Annotated in this window: 20 protein-coding genes and 2 tRNA genes; 11 read left to right on the top strand and 11 right to left on the bottom strand. The window is 43.9% G+C overall.

The features are described 5' to 3' along the window. Positions 1-144: 144 nt before the first annotated feature. From MSG38_RS12050 to lolB, 6 genes are all read right to left on the bottom strand, one after another. Positions 145-221, bottom strand: a tRNA-Met gene (locus MSG38_RS12050). Between the two features lie 280 nt (positions 222-501). Continuing rightward, complete coding sequence (gene ychF / locus MSG38_RS12045) at positions 502-1,593, bottom strand: redox-regulated ATPase YchF (RefSeq protein ID WP_010439159.1); 1,092 nt, start codon at positions 1,591-1,593, stop codon at positions 502-504. 10 nt (positions 1,594-1,603) lie between these two features. Beyond that, positions 1,604-2,194 carry an aminoacyl-tRNA hydrolase gene (gene pth, locus MSG38_RS12040; RefSeq protein ID WP_004739815.1) on the bottom strand — a complete coding sequence of 197 codons (591 nt, stop codon included), beginning with the start codon at positions 2,192-2,194 and terminating at the stop codon, positions 1,604-1,606. A gap of 208 nt (positions 2,195-2,402) precedes the next feature. Beyond that, positions 2,403-3,347 (bottom strand): ribose-phosphate pyrophosphokinase, encoded by a 945-nt coding sequence (locus tag MSG38_RS12035; protein ID WP_004739814.1) that lies wholly within the window; start codon positions 3,345-3,347, stop codon positions 2,403-2,405. A gap of 27 nt (positions 3,348-3,374) precedes the next feature. Further along, positions 3,375-4,250 carry a 4-(cytidine 5'-diphospho)-2-C-methyl-D-erythritol kinase gene (gene ispE / locus MSG38_RS12030; protein WP_248401926.1) on the bottom strand — a complete coding sequence of 292 codons (876 nt, stop codon included), beginning with the start codon at positions 4,248-4,250 and terminating at the stop codon, positions 3,375-3,377. Further along, positions 4,247-4,894, bottom strand: a complete 648-nt coding sequence (lolB, locus tag MSG38_RS12025; RefSeq protein WP_248401925.1) for a lipoprotein insertase outer membrane protein LolB — start codon at positions 4,892-4,894, stop codon at positions 4,247-4,249. The genes ispE and lolB overlap by 4 nt, the downstream gene beginning before the upstream one ends. A 160-nt stretch (positions 4,895-5,054) precedes the next feature. On the opposite strand from lolB, the gene hemA reads away from it, so the two are divergent. The 8 genes from hemA to ybaK all read left to right on the top strand — a co-directional run bounded on the left by hemA (position 5,055) and on the right by ybaK (position 13,279). Continuing rightward, entirely contained in the window at positions 5,055-6,314 is a 1,260-nt protein-coding gene (gene hemA, locus MSG38_RS12020; RefSeq protein ID WP_248401924.1) for a glutamyl-tRNA reductase, read from the top strand. A 28-nt stretch (positions 6,315-6,342) separates the two neighbouring features. Continuing rightward, a complete protein-coding gene (gene prfA, locus MSG38_RS12015) occupies positions 6,343-7,431 on the top strand; it encodes a peptide chain release factor 1 (RefSeq protein WP_019821589.1) in 1,089 nt (362 codons plus the stop codon). Between the two features lie 5 nt (positions 7,432-7,436). Next, a complete protein-coding gene (prmC, locus tag MSG38_RS12010) occupies positions 7,437-8,297 on the top strand; it encodes a peptide chain release factor N(5)-glutamine methyltransferase (RefSeq protein ID WP_248401923.1) in 861 nt (286 codons plus the stop codon). A gap of 173 nt (positions 8,298-8,470) precedes the next feature. After that, on the top strand, positions 8,471-8,854 hold the full coding sequence (locus MSG38_RS12005; RefSeq protein ID WP_009848726.1) for a SirB2 family protein: 384 nt from the start codon (positions 8,471-8,473) through the stop codon (positions 8,852-8,854). 27 nt (positions 8,855-8,881) lie between these two features. Next, positions 8,882-9,691 (top strand): SirB1 family protein, encoded by an 810-nt coding sequence (locus tag MSG38_RS12000; RefSeq protein ID WP_248401922.1) that lies wholly within the window; start codon positions 8,882-8,884, stop codon positions 9,689-9,691. A gap of 22 nt (positions 9,692-9,713) precedes the next feature. Next, positions 9,714-10,568 carry a 3-deoxy-8-phosphooctulonate synthase gene (kdsA, locus tag MSG38_RS11995; RefSeq protein WP_017069619.1) on the top strand — a complete coding sequence of 285 codons (855 nt, stop codon included), beginning with the start codon at positions 9,714-9,716 and terminating at the stop codon, positions 10,566-10,568. Positions 10,569-11,025: 457 nt separating this feature from the next. Then, entirely contained in the window at positions 11,026-12,687 is a 1,662-nt protein-coding gene (gene ushA / locus MSG38_RS11990; protein ID WP_248401921.1) for a bifunctional UDP-sugar hydrolase/5'-nucleotidase UshA, read from the top strand. Between the two features lie 118 nt (positions 12,688-12,805). Further along, on the top strand, positions 12,806-13,279 hold the full coding sequence (ybaK, locus tag MSG38_RS11985) for a Cys-tRNA(Pro) deacylase (RefSeq protein WP_248401920.1): 474 nt from the start codon (positions 12,806-12,808) through the stop codon (positions 13,277-13,279). 106 nt (positions 13,280-13,385) lie between these two features. On the opposite strand, the gene rluF is transcribed toward ybaK, so the two are convergent. The 3 genes from rluF to MSG38_RS11970 all read right to left on the bottom strand — a co-directional run bounded on the left by rluF (position 13,386) and on the right by MSG38_RS11970 (position 15,588). Next, a complete protein-coding gene (rluF, locus tag MSG38_RS11980; RefSeq protein WP_248337274.1) occupies positions 13,386-14,519 on the bottom strand; it encodes a 23S rRNA pseudouridine(2604) synthase RluF in 1,134 nt (377 codons plus the stop codon). 176 nt (positions 14,520-14,695) lie between these two features. Further along, positions 14,696-15,277: a DNA endonuclease SmrA gene (smrA, locus tag MSG38_RS11975; RefSeq protein WP_017076135.1), complete on the bottom strand. Its 582-nt coding sequence runs from the start codon at positions 15,275-15,277 to the stop codon at positions 14,696-14,698. A gap of 170 nt (positions 15,278-15,447) precedes the next feature. Then, complete coding sequence (locus MSG38_RS11970; RefSeq protein ID WP_017062321.1) at positions 15,448-15,588, bottom strand: DUF3149 domain-containing protein; 141 nt, start codon at positions 15,586-15,588, stop codon at positions 15,448-15,450. A 255-nt stretch (positions 15,589-15,843) separates the two neighbouring features. Here MSG38_RS11970 and MSG38_RS11965 point away from each other — a divergent pair. Further along, positions 15,844-15,920: transfer RNA gene (locus MSG38_RS11965), tRNA-Pro, on the top strand. A gap of 393 nt (positions 15,921-16,313) precedes the next feature. Here MSG38_RS11965 and MSG38_RS11960 read toward each other — a convergent pair. Both MSG38_RS11960 and MSG38_RS11955 read right to left on the bottom strand, forming a co-directional pair. Next, the gene (locus MSG38_RS11960) at positions 16,314-16,736 is read right to left on the bottom strand and encodes a hypothetical protein (protein ID WP_050633625.1); all 423 of its coding nucleotides are present in this window, start codon (positions 16,734-16,736) and stop codon (positions 16,314-16,316) included. A 122-nt stretch (positions 16,737-16,858) separates the two neighbouring features. Next, the gene (locus tag MSG38_RS11955) at positions 16,859-17,746 is read right to left on the bottom strand and encodes a TraB/GumN family protein (protein ID WP_248401919.1); all 888 of its coding nucleotides are present in this window, start codon (positions 17,744-17,746) and stop codon (positions 16,859-16,861) included. A gap of 406 nt (positions 17,747-18,152) precedes the next feature. Between MSG38_RS11955 and MSG38_RS11950 the strand changes: the two genes are divergently transcribed. Further along, positions 18,153-20,804: a beta-N-acetylhexosaminidase gene (locus tag MSG38_RS11950; protein ID WP_050646263.1), complete on the top strand. Its 2,652-nt coding sequence runs from the start codon at positions 18,153-18,155 to the stop codon at positions 20,802-20,804. Positions 20,805-21,340: 536 nt separating this feature from the next. Further along, entirely contained in the window at positions 21,341-21,997 is a 657-nt protein-coding gene (locus MSG38_RS11945) for an oligogalacturonate-specific porin KdgM family protein (protein ID WP_086714017.1), read from the top strand. The last annotated feature ends 59 nt before the right edge of the window (positions 21,998-22,056 follow it).

Genomic DNA, 22,056 nt, shown 5'->3' with positions numbered 1-22,056 from the left:
TCGGAGAGACTTGAACTCTCACACCTCTCGGCGCCAGAACCTAAATCTGGTGCGTCTACCAATTCCGCCACGACCGCTTTACTTTCCTAAAAACTCTTGTCGTTAATAAACATGTGTTTAATAACAAACAAAGTGCTTAGGAAATGGTGGCTACTGCGGGATTTGAACCTGCGACCCCATCATTATGAGTGATGTGCTCTAACCAACTGAGCTAAGTAGCCATTTCCAAATTGTCGTCCATTTCGAGACGTTGCCGCTTCGTTGTGAACGGGGCGCATTATGCGTAGTTGAGCGAAACCCGTCAACTTTTTTTTTGAATAAATCGCGAATAAACATCTGTTCGGTTTCTTTTTAGGCAAAGAGGCGTATTTGTCGACAAAAAATAGCTCTAAAAGGCGATATATATAGGAAGTTAAGTTTTTGATGAGGGGCAATTTAGAAACGAGAAAAACAAAAAGGCCAGTGAATTCACTGGCCTTTTTTCTAGATGTTTAATCAGAATTATACGTTGAAGCGGAAGTGAACAACGTCACCATCTTTAACGATGTATTCTTTACCTTCAAGGCGCCATTTACCTGCGTCTTTCGCACCGCTCTCACCGTTAAATTCGATGAAGTGATCGAATCCAACAACTTCAGCACGGATGAAACCTTTCTCGAAGTCTGTGTGGATCTTACCCGCTGCTTGTGGCGCAGTTGCACCTACAGGGATTGTCCAAGCGCGAACTTCTTTAACGCCAGCTGTGAAGTAAGTTTGAAGAGTCAGTAGTTCGTAACCAGAACGGATCACTCGGTTAAGACCTGGTTCTTCGATACCCATATCGGCTAGGAACTCTTCGCGATCTTCGTCATCAAGCTCTGAAAGCTCAGATTCGATTGCTGCACAAACGGCAACAACTACGTTGTTTTCGTTTTCTGCGTATTCGCGAACAGCGTCTAGGTATGGGTTATTTTCAAAACCATCTTCTGCAACGTTTGCGATGTACATTGTTGGCTTAAGCGTTAGGAAGTTTAGGTAGCCGATTGCTGCCGCTTCTTCTTTGCCAAGTTCAACAGTACGCGCCATACCACCTTCAGTTAGAACTGGAAGTAGCTTTTCTAGTACAGTGATTTCGAATTTAGCGTCTTTGTCGCCGCCTTTTGCTTTCTTCGCGTTACGTTGAATTGCACGCTCACAGCTGTCTAAGTCAGCCAATGCAAGTTCAAGGTTGATCACTTCGATATCTTCGATTGGAGATACTTTGCCAGCAACGTGAACAATGTTTTCATTTTCAAAGCAGCGTACAACGTGACCGATAGCGTCAGTTTCACGGATGTTAGCTAGGAATTTGTTACCAAGACCTTCACCTTTAGATGCGCCAGCTACTAGGCCCGCGATATCTACGAATTCCATTGTCGTTGGAAGGATCTTCTGTGGATTAACAATTTTTGCTAATGCATCTAAGCGTAGATCTGGAACCGGAACGATACCTGTGTTTGGTTCGATCGTACAAAATGGAAAGTTTGCTGCTTCGATGCCTGCTTTAGTCAGTGCGTTAAACAGAGTTGACTTACCAACGTTTGGTAGACCAACGATGCCACATTTAAAACCCATGATATAAACCTTATTCTGCTTTGAACGTATGTAAGCGATTTTGTGCTTTTGGTAGGCCATCTTTTAATAAGATGTCTAGGCTGCGAACCGATTCGTCAACGACGGCCTCGATACACTCTTGCTCTTTTTGAGGAGCTTTGCCTAATACATAACCTGCAACTTTATCTTTGTGTCCTGGATGGCCAATGCCTAATCTAAGACGATAGAATTCTTTATTGTTACCCTGTTTGCTGATGATGTCTTTCAGACCATTATGTCCACCATGACCACCGCCTTTTTTAAACTTTCCAATACCAGGAGGCAGATCTAACTCATCGTGAGCGACCATGATCTCTTCTGGTTTAATTTGGTAGAACTTTGCTAAGGCTGCAACTGCTTTGCCTGACAAGTTCATAAAAGTCGTTGGGATCAGCAAACGAAGATCTTCACCGTGAACCATGATACGACCCGTTAGGCCAAAGAACTTTGGTTCGTTCTTTAGTGTCACGTTATGTACACGCGCTAATTCTTCAACTACCCAAGCGCCCGCATTGTGGCGAGTTTTGGCGTATTCTGGACCTGGATTAGCCAGTCCAACGAGAAGTTTTATTTGTTGGCTCAAGGTATGGATCTCTCTTGGGATTTCAAAAAGCGCCGTATGATATCACAGTTTATGAAAAAGGTGCGAGCTAGCTTATAGCTGCGCGATTATTCCTGTTTGTGATAACTAACAGTGCAATATTACTCAGACATAAAAAAAGCACTTCATTGAATGAAGTGCTTAATGTTTTTCTCTCGTGTGTTCCTAAAGCAAAGCTATTGGGCTTTGATTAGTTGAACATCGCTGAGATTGATTCTTCGTTGCTGATACGACGAATCGCTTCAGCAAGCATGCGAGAAAGGCTAAGTGTTGTCACTTTACCAGTCGCAGCCATCTCTGGAGATAGAGAGATAGAATCCGTTACGATAACTTGGTCTAGAACAGAGTTCTTGATGTTGTTCGCAGCAGTACCAGAGAAAACAGCGTGAGTTGCGTAAGCGAATACACGCTTAGCACCGCGCTCTTTAAGCGCTTCAGCTGCTTTACATAGTGTGCCACCCGTATCGATCATGTCATCAACGATAACACAGTCACGGCCTTCAACATCACCGATTAGGTTCATTACTTCAGAAACGTTAGCACGTGGACGACGCTTATCAACGATAGCGATGTCAACATCACCTAGCGCTTTAGCCGTTGCACGAGCACGTACAACACCACCAAGGTCTGGAGAAACCACTACTGGGTTTTCTAGGCCACGGTTAGCCATGTCTTCTAGAAGAACTGGAGTGCCGAAGATGTTATCAACAGGTACATCGAAGAAGCCTTGGATTTGCTCTGCGTGTAGGTCGATAGTAAGAACGCGGTCAACGCCAACGTTAGAAAGGAAGTCTGCAACAACTTTTGCAGTAATTGGCACACGAGCAGAACGTACACGACGATCTTGACGGGCATAACCGAAGTAAGGGATTACAGCAGTAATACGGCCAGCAGAAGCACGGCGCATTGCGTCAATCATTACCACCAATTCCATAAGGTTGTCATTGGTTGGTGCACAAGTTGATTGAATCAGGAATACATCGCTACCACGAACGTTTTCATTGATTTGAACAGCGACTTCGCCATCAGAAAAACGGTCTACAGTAGCATCGCCAAGAGAGATGTATAGACGATCAGCAATACGTTGGGCTAGTTCAGGTGTTGCGTTACCAGCAAATAGCTTCATATCAGGCACGGTGGAAACCTCGGGTTGCGTCCAGTTTTAAATAGATTGTGGGTGGGCTGATTGGTATTCAGCCAAAGTTTCTTTTAAAGGAGAAATGTTTCTTCCTTTCGCTACGAAAGCGGAAACTGTGTCAGGCAGTTGTTCTCGCACCAATTCGGCTTCTTTTTTGCTGTTAAATTCAGCAAAAACGCACGAACCTGTGCCAGTCAATCTCGACGGCGCGTATTGTAGCAGCCATGAAAGTTGCTTATCAACCTCTGGGTACAGCATTCGCACAATTTTTTCGCAATCGTTTACGTATTCTTGCTCTAGAAGCGTTGATAGCGCTCGCTTTGGCGTGTTTCGAGTTAATTCTGAATGTGTGAATATGTCTACAGTTGCTATGCTCACTTGAGGCTTAACCACAAGATACCATTTTTCATCCGGATTAGCGGGCTGTAGCTGTTCTCCAACCCCTTCAGCAAAGGAGGCGTGGCCTCGAACGAAGACAGGAACGTCAGCACCAAGCTTCAAACCGATCTCGGCGAGTTGATCATCCGATAGGTTGAGTTGCCATAAATAATTCAGAGCGACCAATACGGTTGCTGCATTTGAAGAGCCTCCGCCAATACCGCCACCCATAGGCAGTACTTTCTTGAGTTCAATATCGGCACCGAAAGAGGTTGAGGTATATTGCTGTAGTGCAGTAGCGGCTTTCCAGATCAGGTTGTCTTCAAGTGCTACCCCAGGAATTTCTGGTGTGATTGTTATCGAGTTAGTTTCTGAGTTTGCGGTCACCGTCAGTTCATCACCAAAATCGACAAACTGAAATAAAGTTTGAAGTTCGTGATAGCCATTGTCACGTCGACCAGTGATATAGAGAAATAAATTCAGTTTAGCCGGAGAAGGCCAATGGGTTGGCGTTGTTATCATTTTTTCAGTGTCCACTTCGAAACTACAATGTTGATTTTGTTATTGTCTTGCTTGAATGACAATCGAGTAGGGAGTGGGATTGTCTCTACTTTTTCGCTGTCTTCATCCGATAGTTGCTTACTCGGCATCTCTGTATTGCGATAGTTAGCAAAACTCAGTGTCCATAGTTGGTTGCTGACTTGTTTGGTGAGAGATTCAAGCGTGTTGGTGGTGTTCAATTGGTAGCTATCGGCTTGGTCTGGAATGCCAAGGAACCATTGTGGCAGATGATCAATAGGGATCTGTAAGCCTGTCAGCTGCTCAACCAAGACCGAAGCACTCGCATGAGTAAATACTTGATCATCATAGGTCACGACTTTTGCACCCGATGGATTTATGGTTAGGTTTAATGCAGTTTGACCGAGAAAAGTCGTAAGCCTTAATTGACTTTGATTTGGTGAATGCTTCCAAATGAAATTTAGGCTTTGGCGTTGCTCTGGGGAAATGTAAGCGAGCTTGCCTGAGGCTTGATAGTTTTCTATGCGTAAAAGCCGATCTTGGTGACTTTGCCATTCAACGCTGGTTGGTTGTTCTGGGATAGACGAGCAACCTACCATAATTATGGCCATAAAAATAACAGACGCGATTTTGAGAAGCTTGCTCATATTTGCTCACAACTTGTTCAAATTTATCTAAAAAACGCTTCAACTATAGCATTGAATTCACGAAGTCAGGAAAACAAATCCCGCTTGCTCTTTAAATAGAGCCATGCATCAAGTAAAATTCGCCCCTTGTTTCCATTCCCTGATCGAGAACTTCTGATACATGTCTTTGCTTGCCGTAGGTATCAATCACAATACAGCGTCGGTTGAATTGCGAGAAAAAGTCGCTTTTGGTCCAGATAAATTATCTGAGGCACTCAAGCAACTTAACGCAAATGCACACGTAAATGGAAGTGTCATACTTTCTACCTGTAATCGAACTGAATTGTATTGTGACGTCAAAGGCGTGGCAAAAAACAAGCTCATCGATTGGTTGTCAGTTTTCCATCAAGTGAGCCCTGAAGAGCTAAAACCGAGCATTTATATCCATGAAGAGCAGGCGGCGATTAAACACTTAATGCGCGTAGCTTGTGGCTTGGACTCTTTAGTATTGGGTGAACCACAGATCTTAGGTCAGGTGAAGCAAGCTTATACAGACTCGCGAGAGAGCAAATCTGTTGATGCTTCAATGGAAAAGCTGTTCCAGAAATCATTCTCTGTCGCGAAGCGTGTTCGAACTGAAACGGAGATCGGCGGAAGCGCGGTTTCGGTTGCTTACGCAGCTTGTACGTTAGCCAAGCACATCTTTGAGTCGATTGCCGATTCAACTGTGTTATTGGTGGGTGCGGGTGAAACCATTGAGTTGGTGGCTAAGCATCTTTCAGCGAATGGCTGTACCAAGATGATTGTGGCTAACCGAACTCGTGAGCGTGCTTTAGGGCTGGCTGAAGAGTTTGGTGCTGAAGTGATCAGCCTCAATGAGATCCCTGATCACCTGCATCGAGCGGATATCGTAATCAGCTCAACCGCAAGTCCGTTACCTATCATTGGTAAAGGCATGGTGGAAACTGCACTGAAAACAAGAAAACATCAACCTATGTTGCTGGTTGATATTGCGGTTCCGCGTGATGTGGAATCTCAGGTCGGCGAATTAAACGACGCCTACCTTTATTCAGTGGATGATCTGCAGTCGATTGTTGATGGCAACATTGAACAGCGCAAAGTGGAAGCGATTCAAGCGGAAGCAATCGTTAGCGAAGAAAGTGCGGCATTCATGAGTTGGATGCGTTCACTGCAAGCTGTAGACAGTATTCGTGACTACCGTAAATCGGCCAACGAAATCCGAGAAGAATTATTAGGTAAGAGTTTACAATCACTTGCTGCTGGCGGTGACCCTGAGAAAGTCTTACTTGAGCTAAGTAATAAGCTCACAAACAAATTGATCCATGCTCCAACGCGCGCACTTCAAAGTGCAGCTGAGCAAGGAGAACCTGCAAAATTAATGGTCATTAGACAGAGTTTGGGCTTAGAAAACCCTCAATAATATTAGACCTCCAACAGAATAAGACATTATGAAAGCCTCGATTCTAGTAAAGCTTGAAACACTTGTTGAACGCTATGAAGAAGTTCAACATCTACTTGGTGATCCAGATGTAATCGGGAATCAAGACAAATTCCGTGCACTTTCTAAAGAGTACTCTCAACTAGAAGAAGTGACGGCTTGCTTCCAGTCATACCAGCAAGCTCAAGAAGATTTAGAAGCTGCTGAAGAGATGGCAAACGAAGATGACGCTGAAATGCGTGAAATGGCTCAAGACGAAATCAAAGACGCAAAAGCGGCGATTGAACGTTTGACTGATGAGCTACAGATTCTTCTGATTCCAAAAGATCCAAACGATGAGCGTAACTGTTTCCTTGAAATCCGTGCAGGCGCGGGTGGTGATGAAGCGGGTATCTTCGCGGGCAACCTGTTCCGTATGTACTCTAAGTTTGCTGAGAAGAAAGGTTGGCGCGTTGAAATCATGAGTAGCAATGCTTCTGAGCAAGGCGGCTACAAAGAGATGATCGCTAAGGTTAGTGGCGACGCTGTTTACGGCACAATGAAGTTTGAGTCAGGCGGTCACCGTGTACAACGTGTGCCTGAAACTGAATCTCAAGGCCGTGTTCACACGTCAGCATGTACGGTTGCGGTTATGCCGGAAATCCCAGAAGCGGATCTTCCAGAAATCAAAGCGGGCGACCTTAAAATTGATACTTTCCGTGCATCAGGCGCGGGTGGTCAGCACGTTAACACCACGGATTCAGCAATCCGTATTACTCACTTACCAACGGGTACAGTAGTAGAGTGTCAGGACGAACGTTCTCAGCATAAAAACAAAGCGAAAGCGATGGCTGTTCTTGCTGCGCGTATTGTTCAAGCAGAAGAAGAGCGACGCGCGGCAGCGGTTTCTGATACACGTCGTAACCTACTAGGTTCGGGTGACCGTAGTGACCGTATTCGTACGTACAACTACCCACAAGGTCGTGTTTCTGATCACCGTATCAACCTTACAATTTACCGTCTTAACGAAGTACTTGAAGGTGACATGCAAAGCTTGCTTGATCCTGTACTTCAAGAGCACCAAGCCGATCAGCTTGCTGCACTTGCAGAGAACAACTAAACAGTATGCAGTCAGCATATACGGTTGAAAGTGCTTTAAAAGCAGCAATCGTAAAGCTTCAAGAGGGTGATAACACATCACCCTCTATTGATGCCGCGGTACTGCTTTGTCACGCCTTAGATAAACCAAGATCTTACCTACTGACTTGGCCTGAGAAGCATCTCACCTCTGAGCAAGAGTCTGAATTCAATGCCCTTCTAAAACGTCGCTTAACCGGTGAGCCTGTGGCTTACATTATCGGTGAGCGTGAGTTTTGGTCACTGCCGTTAAAAGTTTCCCCTTCTACATTAATCCCACGCCCAGATACCGAGCGTTTGGTTGAGGTAGCTTTAGATAAAACCTATGGCAAGCAAGGCGCGATTCTCGATTTAGGGACAGGTACAGGTGCTATCGCGTTAGCATTGGCGTCTGAGATGCCGAATCGACAGGTAACGGGTATTGATCTTCGCCCTGAAGCACAGCTACTTGCTACAGAGAATGCACAACGTCTCAACATCACCAATGCGACTTTTTTGCATGGTAGTTGGTTTGAGCCTTTGAGCTCTGAAGACGTTGTGAAATTCTCTCTGATTATTTCTAACCCGCCATACATTGAGAAGAATGATCCTCATTTGTCTCAAGGTGATGTGCGTTTTGAGCCTATCACAGCACTGGTTGCTGAAGAGAAAGGGCTTGCAGATATCCGATACATTTCTGAAAACGCTCGCGGCTTTTTGGAAAATGAAGGCTGGTTGGCATTTGAACACGGTTACGACCAAGGTTTGGCAGTACGTGAGATTATGCAGGCGCTCGGTTATCTCGATGTTGTCACAGAGAAAGATTACGGTGGTAATGACCGAGTGACATTGGGTCGTTACTGTTCATAGTTAGTGATTGTTAATCGTCTTGTGAGCAATGGATGATGAACTTGCTAAATTGATACCTTTAACTCGACAATACATTTAACTCGGTAATGCATTTAACGAAGAAATACAGGGCATTAACGGGTATTGTGAGGCTCGTGTTAACGAAAGCACATATAAAAATATAAAGGAATACCATGTACGAAGGTCTAAAACATTTTCACCTATTAACGATTGCTATAAGTGCGCTACTTCTTTCGATTCGTTTCGCTCTTATGATGGCTAACTCACCTAAGCTTAAGCATCCTTTCTTGCAGCGTTTCCCTCATATCAATGACTCGTTGCTATTGCTATCGGGTATTGGTTTGATTTTCATCACTGGCTTTATTCCATTCACACCAGCAGCACCATGGTTAACCGAAAAACTAACTTGTGTTATGGCTTACATCGCATTAGGTTTCTTTGCGCTTAAGCTAGGTAAAAACAAGCTACTGAGAGTATTCTCTTTCTTTGGTGCGCTTGGCTGGTTAGCGATGGCAGGCAAAATCGCAATGACCAAGACACCAACATTTTTCGGTTAATTATCTCCTTATTTCGGTTAACTATCTATGTACGAATTTTTTGATGAAGACTTTGACCAGCTAGAGTTAGCTGAAGGTGCATTGATCTTAAATAAAGCGATTAACCCAGAAACTCAAGACAGTTGGTCAGAGCAAGAGCTGGCGAGATTGTTAAAAGACGCCGAGTTTGCTCTGGTTAATGAAACCGATGAACAGCAGAAGTTTGAATCTTTTATTCGACTATTTTTTTATGAATGGGGCTTTGCTGGCGATAAAGATGCGTATTTTTCTTCGGAAAACGCGTTCATCGATAAAGTGCTTGAGAGAAGGAAAGGCATTCCAGTGAGTCTGGGGGCGATCTTTCTTTTTCTAAGTCGCAAGCTAGGCTTTCCTGTAGAGGGCGTCTCTTTTCCGACTCAATTCTTACTTAAAGTAAGCTGGTACGGGCAAGCTGCAGCCTATATTAATCCTTATAACGGTGAGTACGTTGGCGAACAAACGTTGCGAGCATGGTTAATTGGACATGATGGCCCATTAGCTAAGGTGAAACCTGAGCACCTAGAAGTCGCCGACCACCCAACAATTATTGGTAAGTGGTTAGCCCTGCTCAAGAGTGCACTGCTGCGAGAAGAGCGTTATACGCTTGCATTGAAGTGTACCGATCTTGCGTTAACGTTTGTGCCGGATGATCCGTATGAAATCCGTGACCGCGGCTTTATTTATCAGCAGCTAGACTGTCACCAAGTGGCCGCAACCGATTATCAATATTTTATCGACCAATGCCCAGATGACCCTGCATCTGAGTTACTGAAATCTCAAGTGAACGTCATGAACGAAAAGACAGTGGTTGTTCACTAATTAATAATTATTTAGAGAGAATATGATGGAACAAAAAACAGTTCACATTGGCGATATGCCAATCGCAAACGACAAGCCATTTACGCTATTTGCAGGCATGAATGTTCTTGAATCTCGTGATCTTGCTATGCAGATCTGTGAGCACTATGTAAAAGTAACCGAGAAGCTGGGCATCCCTTACGTATTTAAGGCGTCTTTTGATAAAGCGAACCGCAGCTCAGTTCATTCATACCGTGGTCCAGGTATGGAAGAGGGTCTTAAAATCTTCCAAGAGCTGAAAGACACTTTCGGCGTGAAGATCATTACTGATATCCACACAGAAGCTCAAGCTCAGCCTGTTGCGGATGTGGTTGATGTAATCCAACTACCTGCATTCCTAGCTCGTCAAACTGATCTTGTTGAAGCAATGGCTAAGACTGGCGCAGTAATCAACGTGAAGAAGCCTCAGTTCATGAGCCCGAACCAAGTTGGCAACATCGTTGATAAGTTCGCTGAGTGCGGTAACGACAACATCATCCTTTGTGAGCGTGGCGCTTGCATGGGTTACGACAACCTAGTCGTTGATATGCTTGGCTTTGGCGTAATGAAGAAGTCTTCAAACGGTAGCCCAATCATCTTTGACGTGACGCACTCTCTACAAATGCGTGACCCATCAGGTGCTGCATCTGGCGGTCGCCGTGAGCAAACGGTTGAACTTGCTAAAGCGGGCCTGGCGACAGGTATTGCGGGTCTGTTCATTGAAGCTCACCCGAACCCAGACCAAGCTCGTTGTGATGGCCCATCTGCGCTACCTCTAGACAAACTAGAGCCGTTCTTGAAGCAGATGAAAGCACTTGATGACCTTATCAAAGGCTTTGAGCACATCGATATTAAATAATCGAACTGCATATAATTAACAGCCGGCACAAACGCCGGCTTTTTTGTACCTATAGATAAGCGAGTTGCGGTTACGTTGATATCTTCAAACCAGTCAATTCACTAGTTGTTATATTATAACGTATCAATCAAGGCTTTGATAAATAGCATAAATTCAACGAAGGTCACTTTCGGGGATGTTGAATTGAGCCAATCACAAATAATCTAAAAAATTATGAAAACGTTTGCCTGTGATCACTTATTTGCTCAAATGCAACTTTGCCGCTTTGTTACACACTCGATAGGAGATTAAGGTGATCTATCCTACATAAATATGAAATCACTCTGTTAGGTTTACCGTCTTAATTTAAACTACTTCATGTTTTACTAACTTATAACGATGTTTCCTTAGCGGGCATTTGTTGAGTTTGAGTGATAAAAAAGCAGTGGATTCCCCTAAAAAGTTCAAAGGTATGACAATGAAGCAACGCCTTATTCTAAAGACAGCACTAAGTGCTGCAATCCTAGCTACTCTAGCTGGGTGTGCGTCTCAATCAGCTCATGATTGGAACCAAAACGAAACTTACAAGCTAACGATTCTTCACACAAACGATAACCATGGTCGTTTCTGGCAGAATAAATACGGCGAATACGGCATGTCTGCGCGTAAAACGCTAGTTGACCAACTTCGTTCAGAAGTTGAAGCAGAAGGCGGTAGCGTGTTGCTTCTATCTGGCGGTGACATCAACACGGGTGTTCCAGAGTCAGACCTTCAGGACGCAGAACCTGATTTTAAAGGTATGAACAAAATTGGTTACGATGCAATGGCATTGGGTAACCACGAGTTTGATAACTCTTTAGACGTACTAGAAAAGCAGATCGATTGGGCTAATTTCCCGATGCTATCTGCGAACATCTACGATAAAGCGACAGGCGAACGTAAGTTCCAAGCTTACGAGATGTTCGAAAAGCAAGGCATCAAGATTGCGGTTATTGGTTTAACAACGGAAGATACCCAAAAGATTGGTAACCCTGAATTTATCGCAGGCATCGACTTCCGTGATCCTAAAGAAGAAGCGAAGAAGCTAATCGCTGAACTTAAAGAAACAGAAAAACCTGATCTAATTTTTGCTGTGACTCATATGGGTCACTACGAAAACGGTCAACGTGGTGTCAATGCTCCGGGTGATGTCGCACTTGCTCGTTACCTAAACGAAGGCGACCTAGACATGATCGTTGGTGGTCACTCTCAAGAGCCTGTATGTATGGAAGGCCCTAACGTTGCGAAGAAAAACTTCAAGCCGGGTGATGAGTGTAAGCCTGACGTACAGAACGGTACCTACATCGTTCAAGCTCACGAGTGGGGCAAGTACGTAGGTCGTGCTGATTACGAATTCCGTAACGGCGAACTAGAAATGGTGAGCTACGACCTGATTCCAGTTAACCTTAAGAAGAAAGTTAAGATTGACGGTAAGAAGCAACGTGTTCTTATTCAAGATGAAATCGCACAAGACCCAGAACTACTTGAATTCCTACGTCCTTTCCAAGAGCAAGGTCAAGCTCAGCTAGAAGTTCAAATCGCTGAGACAAATGGCAAGCTTGAAGGCGATCGTAACGTCGTTCGTTTCCAACAAACCAACCTAGGTCGTTTGATTGCGACTTCTCACATGGAGCGTGCAAAAGCAGACTTCGCTGTGATGAACTCTGGTGGCGTTCGTGACTCAATTGAAGCCGGTAATGTCACTTACAAAGATGTACTAACAGTACAACCTTTTGCAAACATTCTGACTTACACAGACATGACGGGTAAAGAAGTTCTAGATTACCTAAATGTAGTGGCGACTAAACCAATCGATTCTGGTGCTTACGCTCAGTTTGCTGGTATCTCAATGACAGTAGCGAACGGTGAAGTATCGAATGTATTCATCGGTGGCAAACAGCTTCGTCTAGACGAAACATACCGTTTCACAGTACCAAGCTTTAACGCTGCTGGTGGTGACGGTTACCCTAAATTGTCTGACCACCCAGGTTACGTAAATACTGGTTTTGTTGATGCTGAAGTACTGAAAGAGTACCTAGAAGCAAACAGCCCGGTTGACGTAAACAAGTACGCGCCTTCAGGCCAAATGGTTTACAAGTAATTGAATCCAAGCAATTGTATCAATAGGTGTTAAATTAGATTGACTCTAGCACCATGATAAATTTAACTAAAGCGACGCCTCGGCGTCGCTTTTTGTTTATCTATCGTTTGGATTTGTTATGACCCCTGCAATCAATCTCGCCAAGAAAAAGAAAATCGCTCATAGCGTGCATCAGTATCATCATGATGCGAATAATACGAACTATGGTTTAGAAGCCGTTGAAGCGCTTGGTCAAGATCCCAAACGTGTATTCAAAACGCTGTTGTTCTGCTTGAATGGTGTGGCGAAAGATTTGGCGGTTGCCGTTATTCCTGTCGACCAGAAGCTAAATCTAAAGCTGGCAGCAAAAGCGGCGAAAGGCAAAAAAGCAGAGATGGCTGATCCAGAGATTGCTCAGAAAACCACGGGTTATGTCGTGGGGGGAATTAGTCCGCTTGGTCAGAAGAAAGCACTGCCTACCTTTGTTCATTCCAGTGCGATAGATTTTGAAACGATATGTGTGAGTGCAGGTAAGCGTGGGCTAGAGATTGAACTCGACCCAAAAGACTTAACGCTACTGACTCGCGGCCAGTTTGCCGATCTATGTTTATAGATTGTCGTTGTCATTATGATAAAACTATCGAATGACTAACAAAAACGCCCGCTAGACTAATCTAGCGGGCGTTTTTATATCGAGTGTCTCGTCTTACTGATTCAGACTACTTCTTCAGACCTAAAGTACCACCAACACGCTTTGGTGCAGGTTTGTTCGGTCTGTTTGAATCTTGGCTGCGGTTTGCCGGCTTACCGCTTCTACGATCGGTATTATCGCGATCTGTGCGATTGCGATCCGAACGGTTTCTATCTGAATTAGAACGCTCTGAACGAGAGTTCGATTTCCAGTTTTCGGTATTACCACCGCTTTCACTGTTCGATGAATTGCGGCCACGCTTTGAGTTAGGTGCATGACGGAATTCATCCGCATTGTTACCGCGGTAAGTGCGAGTACGGTTCTCGTTTTGATTACGGCGCGCTGTTGAAGCTTGGTTCTCTTCACGGCTATCAAAAAGTTTCGCGTCAGTCGCTTTGCGAATGCGTTGACCTTTCGCGTTCATTTTTGACGCATCTTCCGTACTTACTGAGCCTTCACACATCGCTAAAATTTCAGTGATCTCTTCGTCGCTCAGGTAGCGCCATTTGCCGTTAGGAATACCGTCTAGTGAGATATTCATAATACGAACACGACGCAGTTTAAATACTTCATAACCGAGCGCTTCACACATACGGCGAATTTGGCGGTTAAGGCCTTGTGTTAGCGTAATTCGGAATGAGAATTTGGTCTCTTTCTCTACTTTACATGGCAAAGTGACTGTATCGAGAATGTGAACGCCAGCGCCCATTTGCTTCAAGAATTCCGTCGTAATCGGCTTATCTACACGCACCACGTATTCTTTCTCGTGGTTGTTACCTGCACGTAGGATCTTGTTTACGATGTCGCCATCGTTGGTCAAGAAGATAAGGCCATCAGAAGGCTTATCTAGACGACCAATCGGGAAAATACGTTTGTGGTGTCCGATAAAGTCGACGATGTTGCCAGGAATATCACGCTCAGTCGTACAGGTGATACCTGTTGGTTTATTAAGAGCAATGTAAATCGGCTTCTCTTTTGAGCGAACAGGCTTATTGTCGATCTCAACATCATCACCAGGCAAGACTTTAGTACCCATTTCAGGGATCTTACCGTTAATAGTAACTCGGCCTGCATCAATGAGTTTATCGGCTTCGCGGCGTGAGCAAAAACCAGTTTCACTGATGTATTTATTAAGGCGTTTAGCTTGGGATTCTTGTGACATGATATTCTCTTAGCGTTTCACAACGGAAATATAGATAAACAAAAAGCAACCTTTGGATAGTTGCTTTGAGTTGGAATTCGTTAACTGAGGCAATTTTAGCACTTGGAGTGAGTCTAGGCACGAAATATCGATCTTGATGCAAAATCGTTACTAGTCCATTTATCTATCTCAACCTATTAACTGGTGCGCTTTTGATGGCGCTCTCTGTTCTCTAGCTTTTTCTCATTACTCTTTCTGAGCATGACATAGACTGCGCCCGTACCACCATGAAATTGCTGAGCAGAATGAACACATTGCACGTCGTTGATTTGTGTTAGCCAATTGGCTACGTAACTTTTCATCATTGCAGGTGGGTTCGAACGTTCACCCTTACCGTGAACAATGATGACGGTACGAACATCCATTCTTAAACACTGACGCAAAAATGAAAGCACTTCGTTACGTGCGTCTTTCAGTGTTTTCCTATGAAGGTCGAGCTTGGCTTGAATAGGGTATTTGCCTAGGCGCAGCTTTTTGTATACGCCTTCTTGTACACCGTCTTTTTTATAAGCAATGACATCGTCTGGCTTGATCATTGGCGAGTAATCTAATGATAAGTAGTCTTTCTCGTCGTCAGACAGCCACATAGCGGCTTCACGCTTAGCAAGGTGAGATTCTGTGACTCGGTGTACTTTCTGGTGTTCAGCGGTGTCATGGTCGATACGTTTAACATCGCCCATCATTTCTTGGAATAGATCTAGGTCGTCATCATGAGACATAGTGTGTATCTCAAGTTGGAGAAGGATAGGGTAAGTATACCTAAGTTGAGGCTGGGTTTAAAAATGAAAAAACCGGAGAAGACAATAAGTCTGCTCCGGTGCAAAGCGTTTTGACACTTACTTACAAAGTAAAAGAATACTTAAAAGTAAATGATTTAGGCTGAGCGATTCTAGTGAGGAGATTTTTCAGTCATAACTTTGTAGATGAAGAAGCCTCCATAAAACATCATGAGACCCAGAGCCCCGAAGATTACTATCATTGAAGATAGTCCCACCGCATTACCAAATAGGAGATCTAGCCAAAAGTCCATGTGTATACCTCAAAGTTATATGACACGGGTTAGTGTATTAACTGGTGTTATCAATTCACTGATCTGGATCAATCCTGTTTCATAAGTTAAATACTTGTTGGTAATTGTGTGTTTTTCGTCACATCAAGCGTGTTGTTGTATGTCTTTTGTTCGAACGATTCGAATTCACAATAAATATGAGAAAAAGCGCTTGCGGATAAATTTAGAATCCGTATCATACGCTCCATCGACAGGCAATCAGCCAGTTAGATATCTCGGTGAATAGCGCAGCTTGGTAGCGCATCTGGTTTGGGACCAGAGGGTCGGGGGTTCGAATCCCTCTTCACCGACCACATTAAAGAAAGCCGTAGCAGAAATGCTACGGCTTTTTTGCATTTTAATCTGGTTTAGAACATGAGGATGGGGCTGGAATGCCAGTCCAATCGAATCCCTCTCACCGGCCACATTAAGAAAGCCTGCTCATTGAGCAGGCTTTCGTCGTTTCAGGACATGAGAGATGGGATTGGAACCTAGGTGGGGTTCGCCTGATGTTCAAAATAAGCTCTTCACAGCCACATTGCAAAAAGCCGTAGCACTCTTTGTAATAGAAGGGGCTACGGATTTTTTGCGTTCTGGTATATGTGCCACTCATTAGAGCGACGAAGGAGTGAGTAGAGAATCTATTGTTGTTCTAAACACCTTGTTTAGAGACAAGGATTGAGCCAATAAGCCAGTCCTAAAATTATTTACTTAACATCACACGTAATATCTTTTATCGGTGTTTCCGAGGTAACAAAACAAACATACGCTTCCGCTGGCTTATTCGGGCCTATTCGAATGTAACCTGCCTTTACTTCATCTTCATCAAACGTCACCGAGTGAGAGTTTCCCGTTTGGTTGTCGTAAAAGTTTGCTTCAAAATTGTTGTTCATTTGGCTTGCGATACGGTTTCGTGTTGTAGAGGTTGTGAACGTAATATTGGCGCAGCGCATCGGTGGTTTCTCAGTAATCAAAAACTGTCCGCTTTCTTTATCTAATACACCGCCTTTGGTATCCGGTTGTATGTCTATCGCCTGAAACTGTTCGATGGTGCATGTTTCTTTGGCTGAGGCTATTGAGGGCATCAGCATCGTGAGGGCTAAAGGGAAAGCAAAAAGTACTGGTTTCATTAGAACAACGCCATAGGTAAAAAGAGCGAAAGATAATAGCACCGCAATGGTGCTATTAAATGTAAAGATTCTGTTATTAAGGAAATGCTTTTATAACGAAAACAAAATGAGGTTGAGCATCGTTAGCTTTTGGGGCTAGCCTCAAATTGACATTGGGCTGGTTGGCTTTGTGATTGCTGGATGACACTGAAGCCTTCCTTTTCTAATAACTGTATAAGGTTACCTTCTCCAATTAGGTGTAAGGTGCCAACTACTATCAAGTAGCTACCTTTAGTCTTAAGCTTCCAATCATTGGAGGATAGTTTGTTTACCCAATCTATGTTGCGATCGGTTAAGAATGCTTTCTCAAGTTCAGGCGACATCTCTGATAGCTCTGAGAAGGCTTCCAGCTTCGCTAAATCACCCGCTTTCCAGCTTTCAATCAGGCAATGAACCACGCGATCAGTTTGGTCAAATTCTTCAAGGCTACTGACTAACCACTCTTTACCGTCGTCCTTTTGTTTTGTCATCAGGTCTATTTGGAATTGTAGTGGCTCTAAACTGATAACCGGAACATCTTGGATAGTCGCTTTGTTCGCTAGCGTCGCATCAACGCCGCTGGCGGAGCCATAACCAAGGTTTTTTAACTGCTGCATTTGTATGGAGAGAGAAGTCGCCCAAGGCGGTGAGCTAAGCAGTTGTTGCGTTGGCATGCCCAATGATTTTGAGATGTCGGTTAATAATTGCAGCTGTTCTGCGTTGAGTACATCGGCAGTTGTGAGTTTGTTGTGGGGATATACAACGCCATCAGACTTTCTGATATCCGTTTCGATAACTAACCCATCACTGTTTTTTAGCGCGTCGGTGATCGCCGAAGGAAGGGGGTACATACTCTCGTCTCCAACGTGCACAGAACCTAAGATAGTGAGTGTCAGATCCTCCTTTTTTGCTTGCCAATAAAGGGGCTCGGCGACCGCTTGTCTAGCTGAAAAAGCGAGAACGAATAAAACCATGTACCAGAGTGGGCGCAAAGGGGGGCTCCTTAAGGAAGTATTAAACTCGTTAAAATCGATTTTGACGGTGTTTTTTAACGGTTTTTTTTGAGAACGATGTCACGTTGTTTGTACGAAAAGTATAACAACCCGAACAAACTCTTAAACCTTTCTCTCTATCAACGACACGATTTTATGAAATCCTTTAAAAAGATTGTGATTCAATTCTCAATTTTTACGTCAAAATAAAACTGACGGAAGTGCCGTTAATCCTAACTTAATGATTTTTATATAATTAATTTTGTCGCTGATTTTGAGATTTGAAGCTGATCACTTTATTTGCTTGATTTAATTCACGGTAAAAAATAAGCCCATATAGTTTAGCTAACTTTCGAAGCGCTCCAATTTGCTTCTTACTCAATTTTTAAATTTATGGGTGAATACGATGTTGAAGAGAAACTTACTATCTGTAGCGGTACTGGCTGGTTTGGCGGGTTGTGCTGTGACACAAGCACCAGAGCAAAAGGTGGTGAATGCACTGGCTGATAACCTTGATGTGCAATATGAAATCTTGACGAACCACGGTGCAAACGAAGGCATGGCTTGTCAGGATTTAGGCGCAGAGTGGGCATCATGTAATAAAGTGAACATGACGTTAACTAACGATGGTGAAGCGATTGATTCAAAAGACTGGACCATCTACTTCCACAGTATTCGCCTTATCTTAGATGTTGATAATGAGCAGTTTAAAATCACTCGCGTAACCGGCGACTTACACAAGCTTGAACCAACAGAAAAGTTCGATGGTTTTGCAGCGGGTGAAGAAGTGATTCTTCCATTAACCAGTGAATACTGGCAACTGTTTGAAACCGACTTTATGCCGGGTGCATTTGTAACGGCACCAAACGCAGAACCTAAGATGATCGCTTCATTGAATACGGAAGATGTCGCGTCGTTCGTAACCGGTTTAGAAGGAAACAACCTAAAGCGTACACCTGATGACAACAACGTAATGGCGACTGCTGTTACGCGTTTCGAAAAGAATGCGGATCTAGCAACGCAAGACGTATCAACTACTTTACTACCAACGCCAATGTCGGTAGAAGCCGGTGAAGGTTCAGTTAGCATTGCTGGTGGTATTGCCCTACCTAAAGACGCATTCGACGCTGAGCAATTCGCAGCAATTGAAGAACGTGCAGATGTGGTAAACGTAGATGTGAGTGGCGACCTACCTGTGAGTGTCGCTGTTGTTCCTACTCAGTTTACGGGTGATTTAGCGAAATCTGGCGCTTATGAACTAAGTATCTCGGAAGAGGGGATTGCAATTAAAGCGTTTGATAAAACTGGCGCTTTCTACGCAGTTCAGTCTATTTTTGGCCTAATAGACAGTCAGAACGCTGAATCATTACCACAACTGTCGATCCAAGATGCGCCACGCTTTGATTACCGTGGTGTGATGGTGGATGTTGCTCGAAACTTCCACTCAAAAGATGCCATCCTAGCAACGCTAGATCAAATGGCAGCCTACAAGATGAACAAACTGCACCTTCACTTAACAGATGATGAAGGTTGGCGTTTAGAAATCCCAGGTTTACCAGAGCTAACGGATGTAGGGTCTAATCGTTGTTTCGATTTGGAAGAGCAAAGCTGTTTACTGCCTCAGCTAGGTTCAGGTCCAACAACAGACAACTTCGGCTCTGGTTTCTTTAGTAAAGCGGATTACGTCGAGATCTTAAGCTACGCAAAAGCGCGCAGCATCGAAGTTATCCCAGAGATTGATATGCCAGCACACGCTCGTTCTGCTGTGGTATCAATGGAAGCACGTTACACTCGCCTAATGGCGGAAGGTAAAGAAGCGGAAGCGAACGAATACCGTCTGATGGATCCACAAGATACATCGAACGTGACGACTGTTCAGTTCTACGATAAGCAGAGCTTCATTAACCCATGTATGGAATCGTCGACTCACTTTGTTGATAAAGTGATCTCTGAAGTGGCAGCAATGCACCAAGAAGCGGGTGTTCCGCTAACGACTTGGCACTTTGGTGGCGATGAAGCGAAAAACATTAAGTTAGGCGCTGGCTTACAAGATATTAATGCAGAAGACAAAGTGGCATGGAAAGGTAACATTGATTTATCTAAGCAAGATAAGCCGTTCCAACAATCTCCACAATGTCAGAAATTAATTGCTGACGGTACAGTAAGCGATTTCGGTCACCTGCCAAGCCACTTTGCAGAAGAGGTGTCTAAGATTGTTGCTGAGAAGGGCATTCCACACTTCCAAGCGTGGCAAGATGGCCTGAAATACAGCGAAGGTGAAGAAGCATTTGCAACAGAAAGTACGCGCGTTAACTTCTGGGATGTTCTTTACTGGGGCGGCACTTCATCCGTTTACGACTGGTCAGCGAAAGGTTATGACGTAATTGTTTCTAACCCAGATTACGTATACATGGATATGCCATACGAAGTAGACGCAGCAGAACGTGGTTACTACTGGGCAACGCGTGCAACCGACACTCGTAAGATGTTTGGTTTTGCTCCAGAGAACATGCCACAAAACGCAGAAACATCTCTAGACCGTGACGGCAATGGCTTCAGTGGTAAAGGTGAGATTGAAGCGAAACCTTTCTACGGTTTGTCAGCTCAGCTTTGGTCTGAAACAGTACGTACCGATGAGCAGTATGAATACATGGTATTCCCACGCGTTCTTGCTGCAGCTGAGCGAGCATGGCACCGAGCGGATTGGGAAAACGACTACAAAGTGGGCGTTGAGTACTCTCAAGATACTGACTTAGTGAATAAGCAGGCTCTAAACAGTGACTTTAATCGTTTCGCGAATATTGTTGGCCAACGTGAGCTGGCTAAGCTTGAAAAGGCGGGTATCGATTACCGACTGCCAGTTCCGGGTGCAAAAGTGGTTGATGGCAAGCTTGCAATGAACGTTCAATTCCCAGGCGTAGAGCTTCAATACTCAGCAGATGGTGAAAACTGGCTAACGTATGATGAGCAACAACGTCCATCGGTTTCTGGTGAAACTTACATCCGCTCTATCTCTGAAAGTGGCGAGAAAGTAAGTCGAGTGACTTCGGTAAAATAATCGATAAGCAACATTAATAGAAAAGCTCCCTAGCTATTGTCTTATTCAGATAAAAGTGGGAGCTTTTTTTTCGTCCAAACTAAGTTAGGCACTTCTCTTAAGCTGAAACATATGGAAATACTCTTTGTTTATATCGTCAACAATGCACATAAGGTGAGTTCCATCGCAAAAGTGACGCGCTTCTCATTATTCTCTTCAAAAAATAAGTCCCCCATAAAAAACTCTAAATCAAGTGTGATTGAACTAACTTATTCTAATTTCGCAGCGTGAAATAATGTGATCTGGATCTGTACGTTTTTTCGTCTTGAGTTTTTTATCAATTTTTATGTTTTTAAGTGCATGATTTTAAAGTGTTAAATAACTTGTTCTTTTTTGATAGTGAGAGAGATCACTCTGCCCATTCTTTTATTTTTAAACGCGAATTAATTCGAGCAACATAGATTTCATGCCAGGGAGGCTACCAACTACTCAAGCGGTGAAGGTGAATGATGTACCGAAGATGTGCCGCTGAAAAAATTAAACTAAGGCAGTTTACTATGAAAAAAATTATCGCTCTAAGTGCTCTTTCTCTTGCTTTCGCTTCTAGTGCTTTTGCTGGTTCTTCTTACGTTACAGGTAACGTTCAATTTCACTCTGATTTCCAACCAAACGCTACGTCTACTCTAGAAGCTGGCCACACGTTTGATTCTGGTACAACGCTACTAACAGAGTTCGATGGTATCTCTCTTGGTAAGTACGATGATGATGCTCTGCAAGATAACAACATTGGTAATTCACCATACATTACTTTAGGTGTTGAGCAGATGTACAACATCAATGACAACCTATGGGTTGCTGCTGGTTATCACCACCTACTAAACAACGGTGAGACTGTTCAGTACCGTCCACTAGTTAAGATTGGTTACAACTTCGATAACGGTATCTCAATCAGCAACCGTACTCGTTACCACGCTATGGAAGACAGCAAAGCTGACGATCAAACTCGTTTTGACAACCGTATCGGTTATGCAGTAAACGCTGAGCTAGCTCTAAGCTACAACAACGTATACGTAATCAGCGATGCTGATAACACAATGGACCACGAGCTTCGTGCGACATGGACTCGTCAAGGCGTTCAACCTTACTTTGAGTACCGTAACCAAGCTGACAACGCTAACAACGCATTCGTATTCGGTGCTTCTTACGGCTTCTAAGCTGATTCGCTTGGCTGCTTAGTCGCTTAGATTATTAGCTGAGTGAACTTCTTTGCTAA

The organism is Vibrio sp. 1CM24A, from assembly GCF_023161725.1.
Lineage (GTDB): Bacteria > Pseudomonadota > Gammaproteobacteria > Enterobacterales > Vibrionaceae > Vibrio > Vibrio coralliirubri.
The sequence above is the reverse complement of the archived record's forward strand: the minus strand, read 5'-3'. Positions and strand labels throughout refer to the sequence as shown.

Bases quoted from the DNA above. Each gene is read 5' to 3' on its own strand.
- kdsA (WP_017069619.1), top strand. From the start codon at position 9,714: ATGATGGAACAAAAAACAGTTCACATTGGCGATATGCCAATCGCAAAC.
- lolB (WP_248401925.1), bottom strand. From the start codon at position 4,894: ATGAGCAAGCTTCTCAAAATCGCGTCTGTTATTTTTATGGCCATAATT.
- prmC (WP_248401923.1), top strand. From the start codon at position 7,437: ATGCAGTCAGCATATACGGTTGAAAGTGCTTTAAAAGCAGCAATCGTA.
- ychF (WP_010439159.1), bottom strand. From the start codon at position 1,593: ATGGGTTTTAAATGTGGCATCGTTGGTCTACCAAACGTTGGTAAGTCA.
- prfA (WP_019821589.1), top strand. From the start codon at position 6,343: ATGAAAGCCTCGATTCTAGTAAAGCTTGAAACACTTGTTGAACGCTAT.
- MSG38_RS12000 (WP_248401922.1), top strand. From the start codon at position 8,882: ATGTACGAATTTTTTGATGAAGACTTTGACCAGCTAGAGTTAGCTGAA.
- MSG38_RS11960 (WP_050633625.1), bottom strand. From the start codon at position 16,736: ATGAAACCAGTACTTTTTGCTTTCCCTTTAGCCCTCACGATGCTGATG.
- MSG38_RS12005 (WP_009848726.1), top strand. From the start codon at position 8,471: ATGTACGAAGGTCTAAAACATTTTCACCTATTAACGATTGCTATAAGT.
- rluF (WP_248337274.1), bottom strand. From the start codon at position 14,519: ATGTCACAAGAATCCCAAGCTAAACGCCTTAATAAATACATCAGTGAA.
- smrA (WP_017076135.1), bottom strand. From the start codon at position 15,277: ATGTCTCATGATGACGACCTAGATCTATTCCAAGAAATGATGGGCGAT.
- ispE (WP_248401926.1), bottom strand. From the start codon at position 4,250: ATGATAACAACGCCAACCCATTGGCCTTCTCCGGCTAAACTGAATTTA.
- MSG38_RS11950 (WP_050646263.1), top strand. From the start codon at position 18,153: ATGTTGAAGAGAAACTTACTATCTGTAGCGGTACTGGCTGGTTTGGCG.
- MSG38_RS11970 (WP_017062321.1), bottom strand. From the start codon at position 15,588: ATGGACTTTTGGCTAGATCTCCTATTTGGTAATGCGGTGGGACTATCT.
- hemA (WP_248401924.1), top strand. From the start codon at position 5,055: ATGTCTTTGCTTGCCGTAGGTATCAATCACAATACAGCGTCGGTTGAA.
- ushA (WP_248401921.1), top strand. From the start codon at position 11,026: ATGAAGCAACGCCTTATTCTAAAGACAGCACTAAGTGCTGCAATCCTA.
- ybaK (WP_248401920.1), top strand. From the start codon at position 12,806: ATGACCCCTGCAATCAATCTCGCCAAGAAAAAGAAAATCGCTCATAGC.
- MSG38_RS11945 (WP_086714017.1), top strand. From the start codon at position 21,341: ATGAAAAAAATTATCGCTCTAAGTGCTCTTTCTCTTGCTTTCGCTTCT.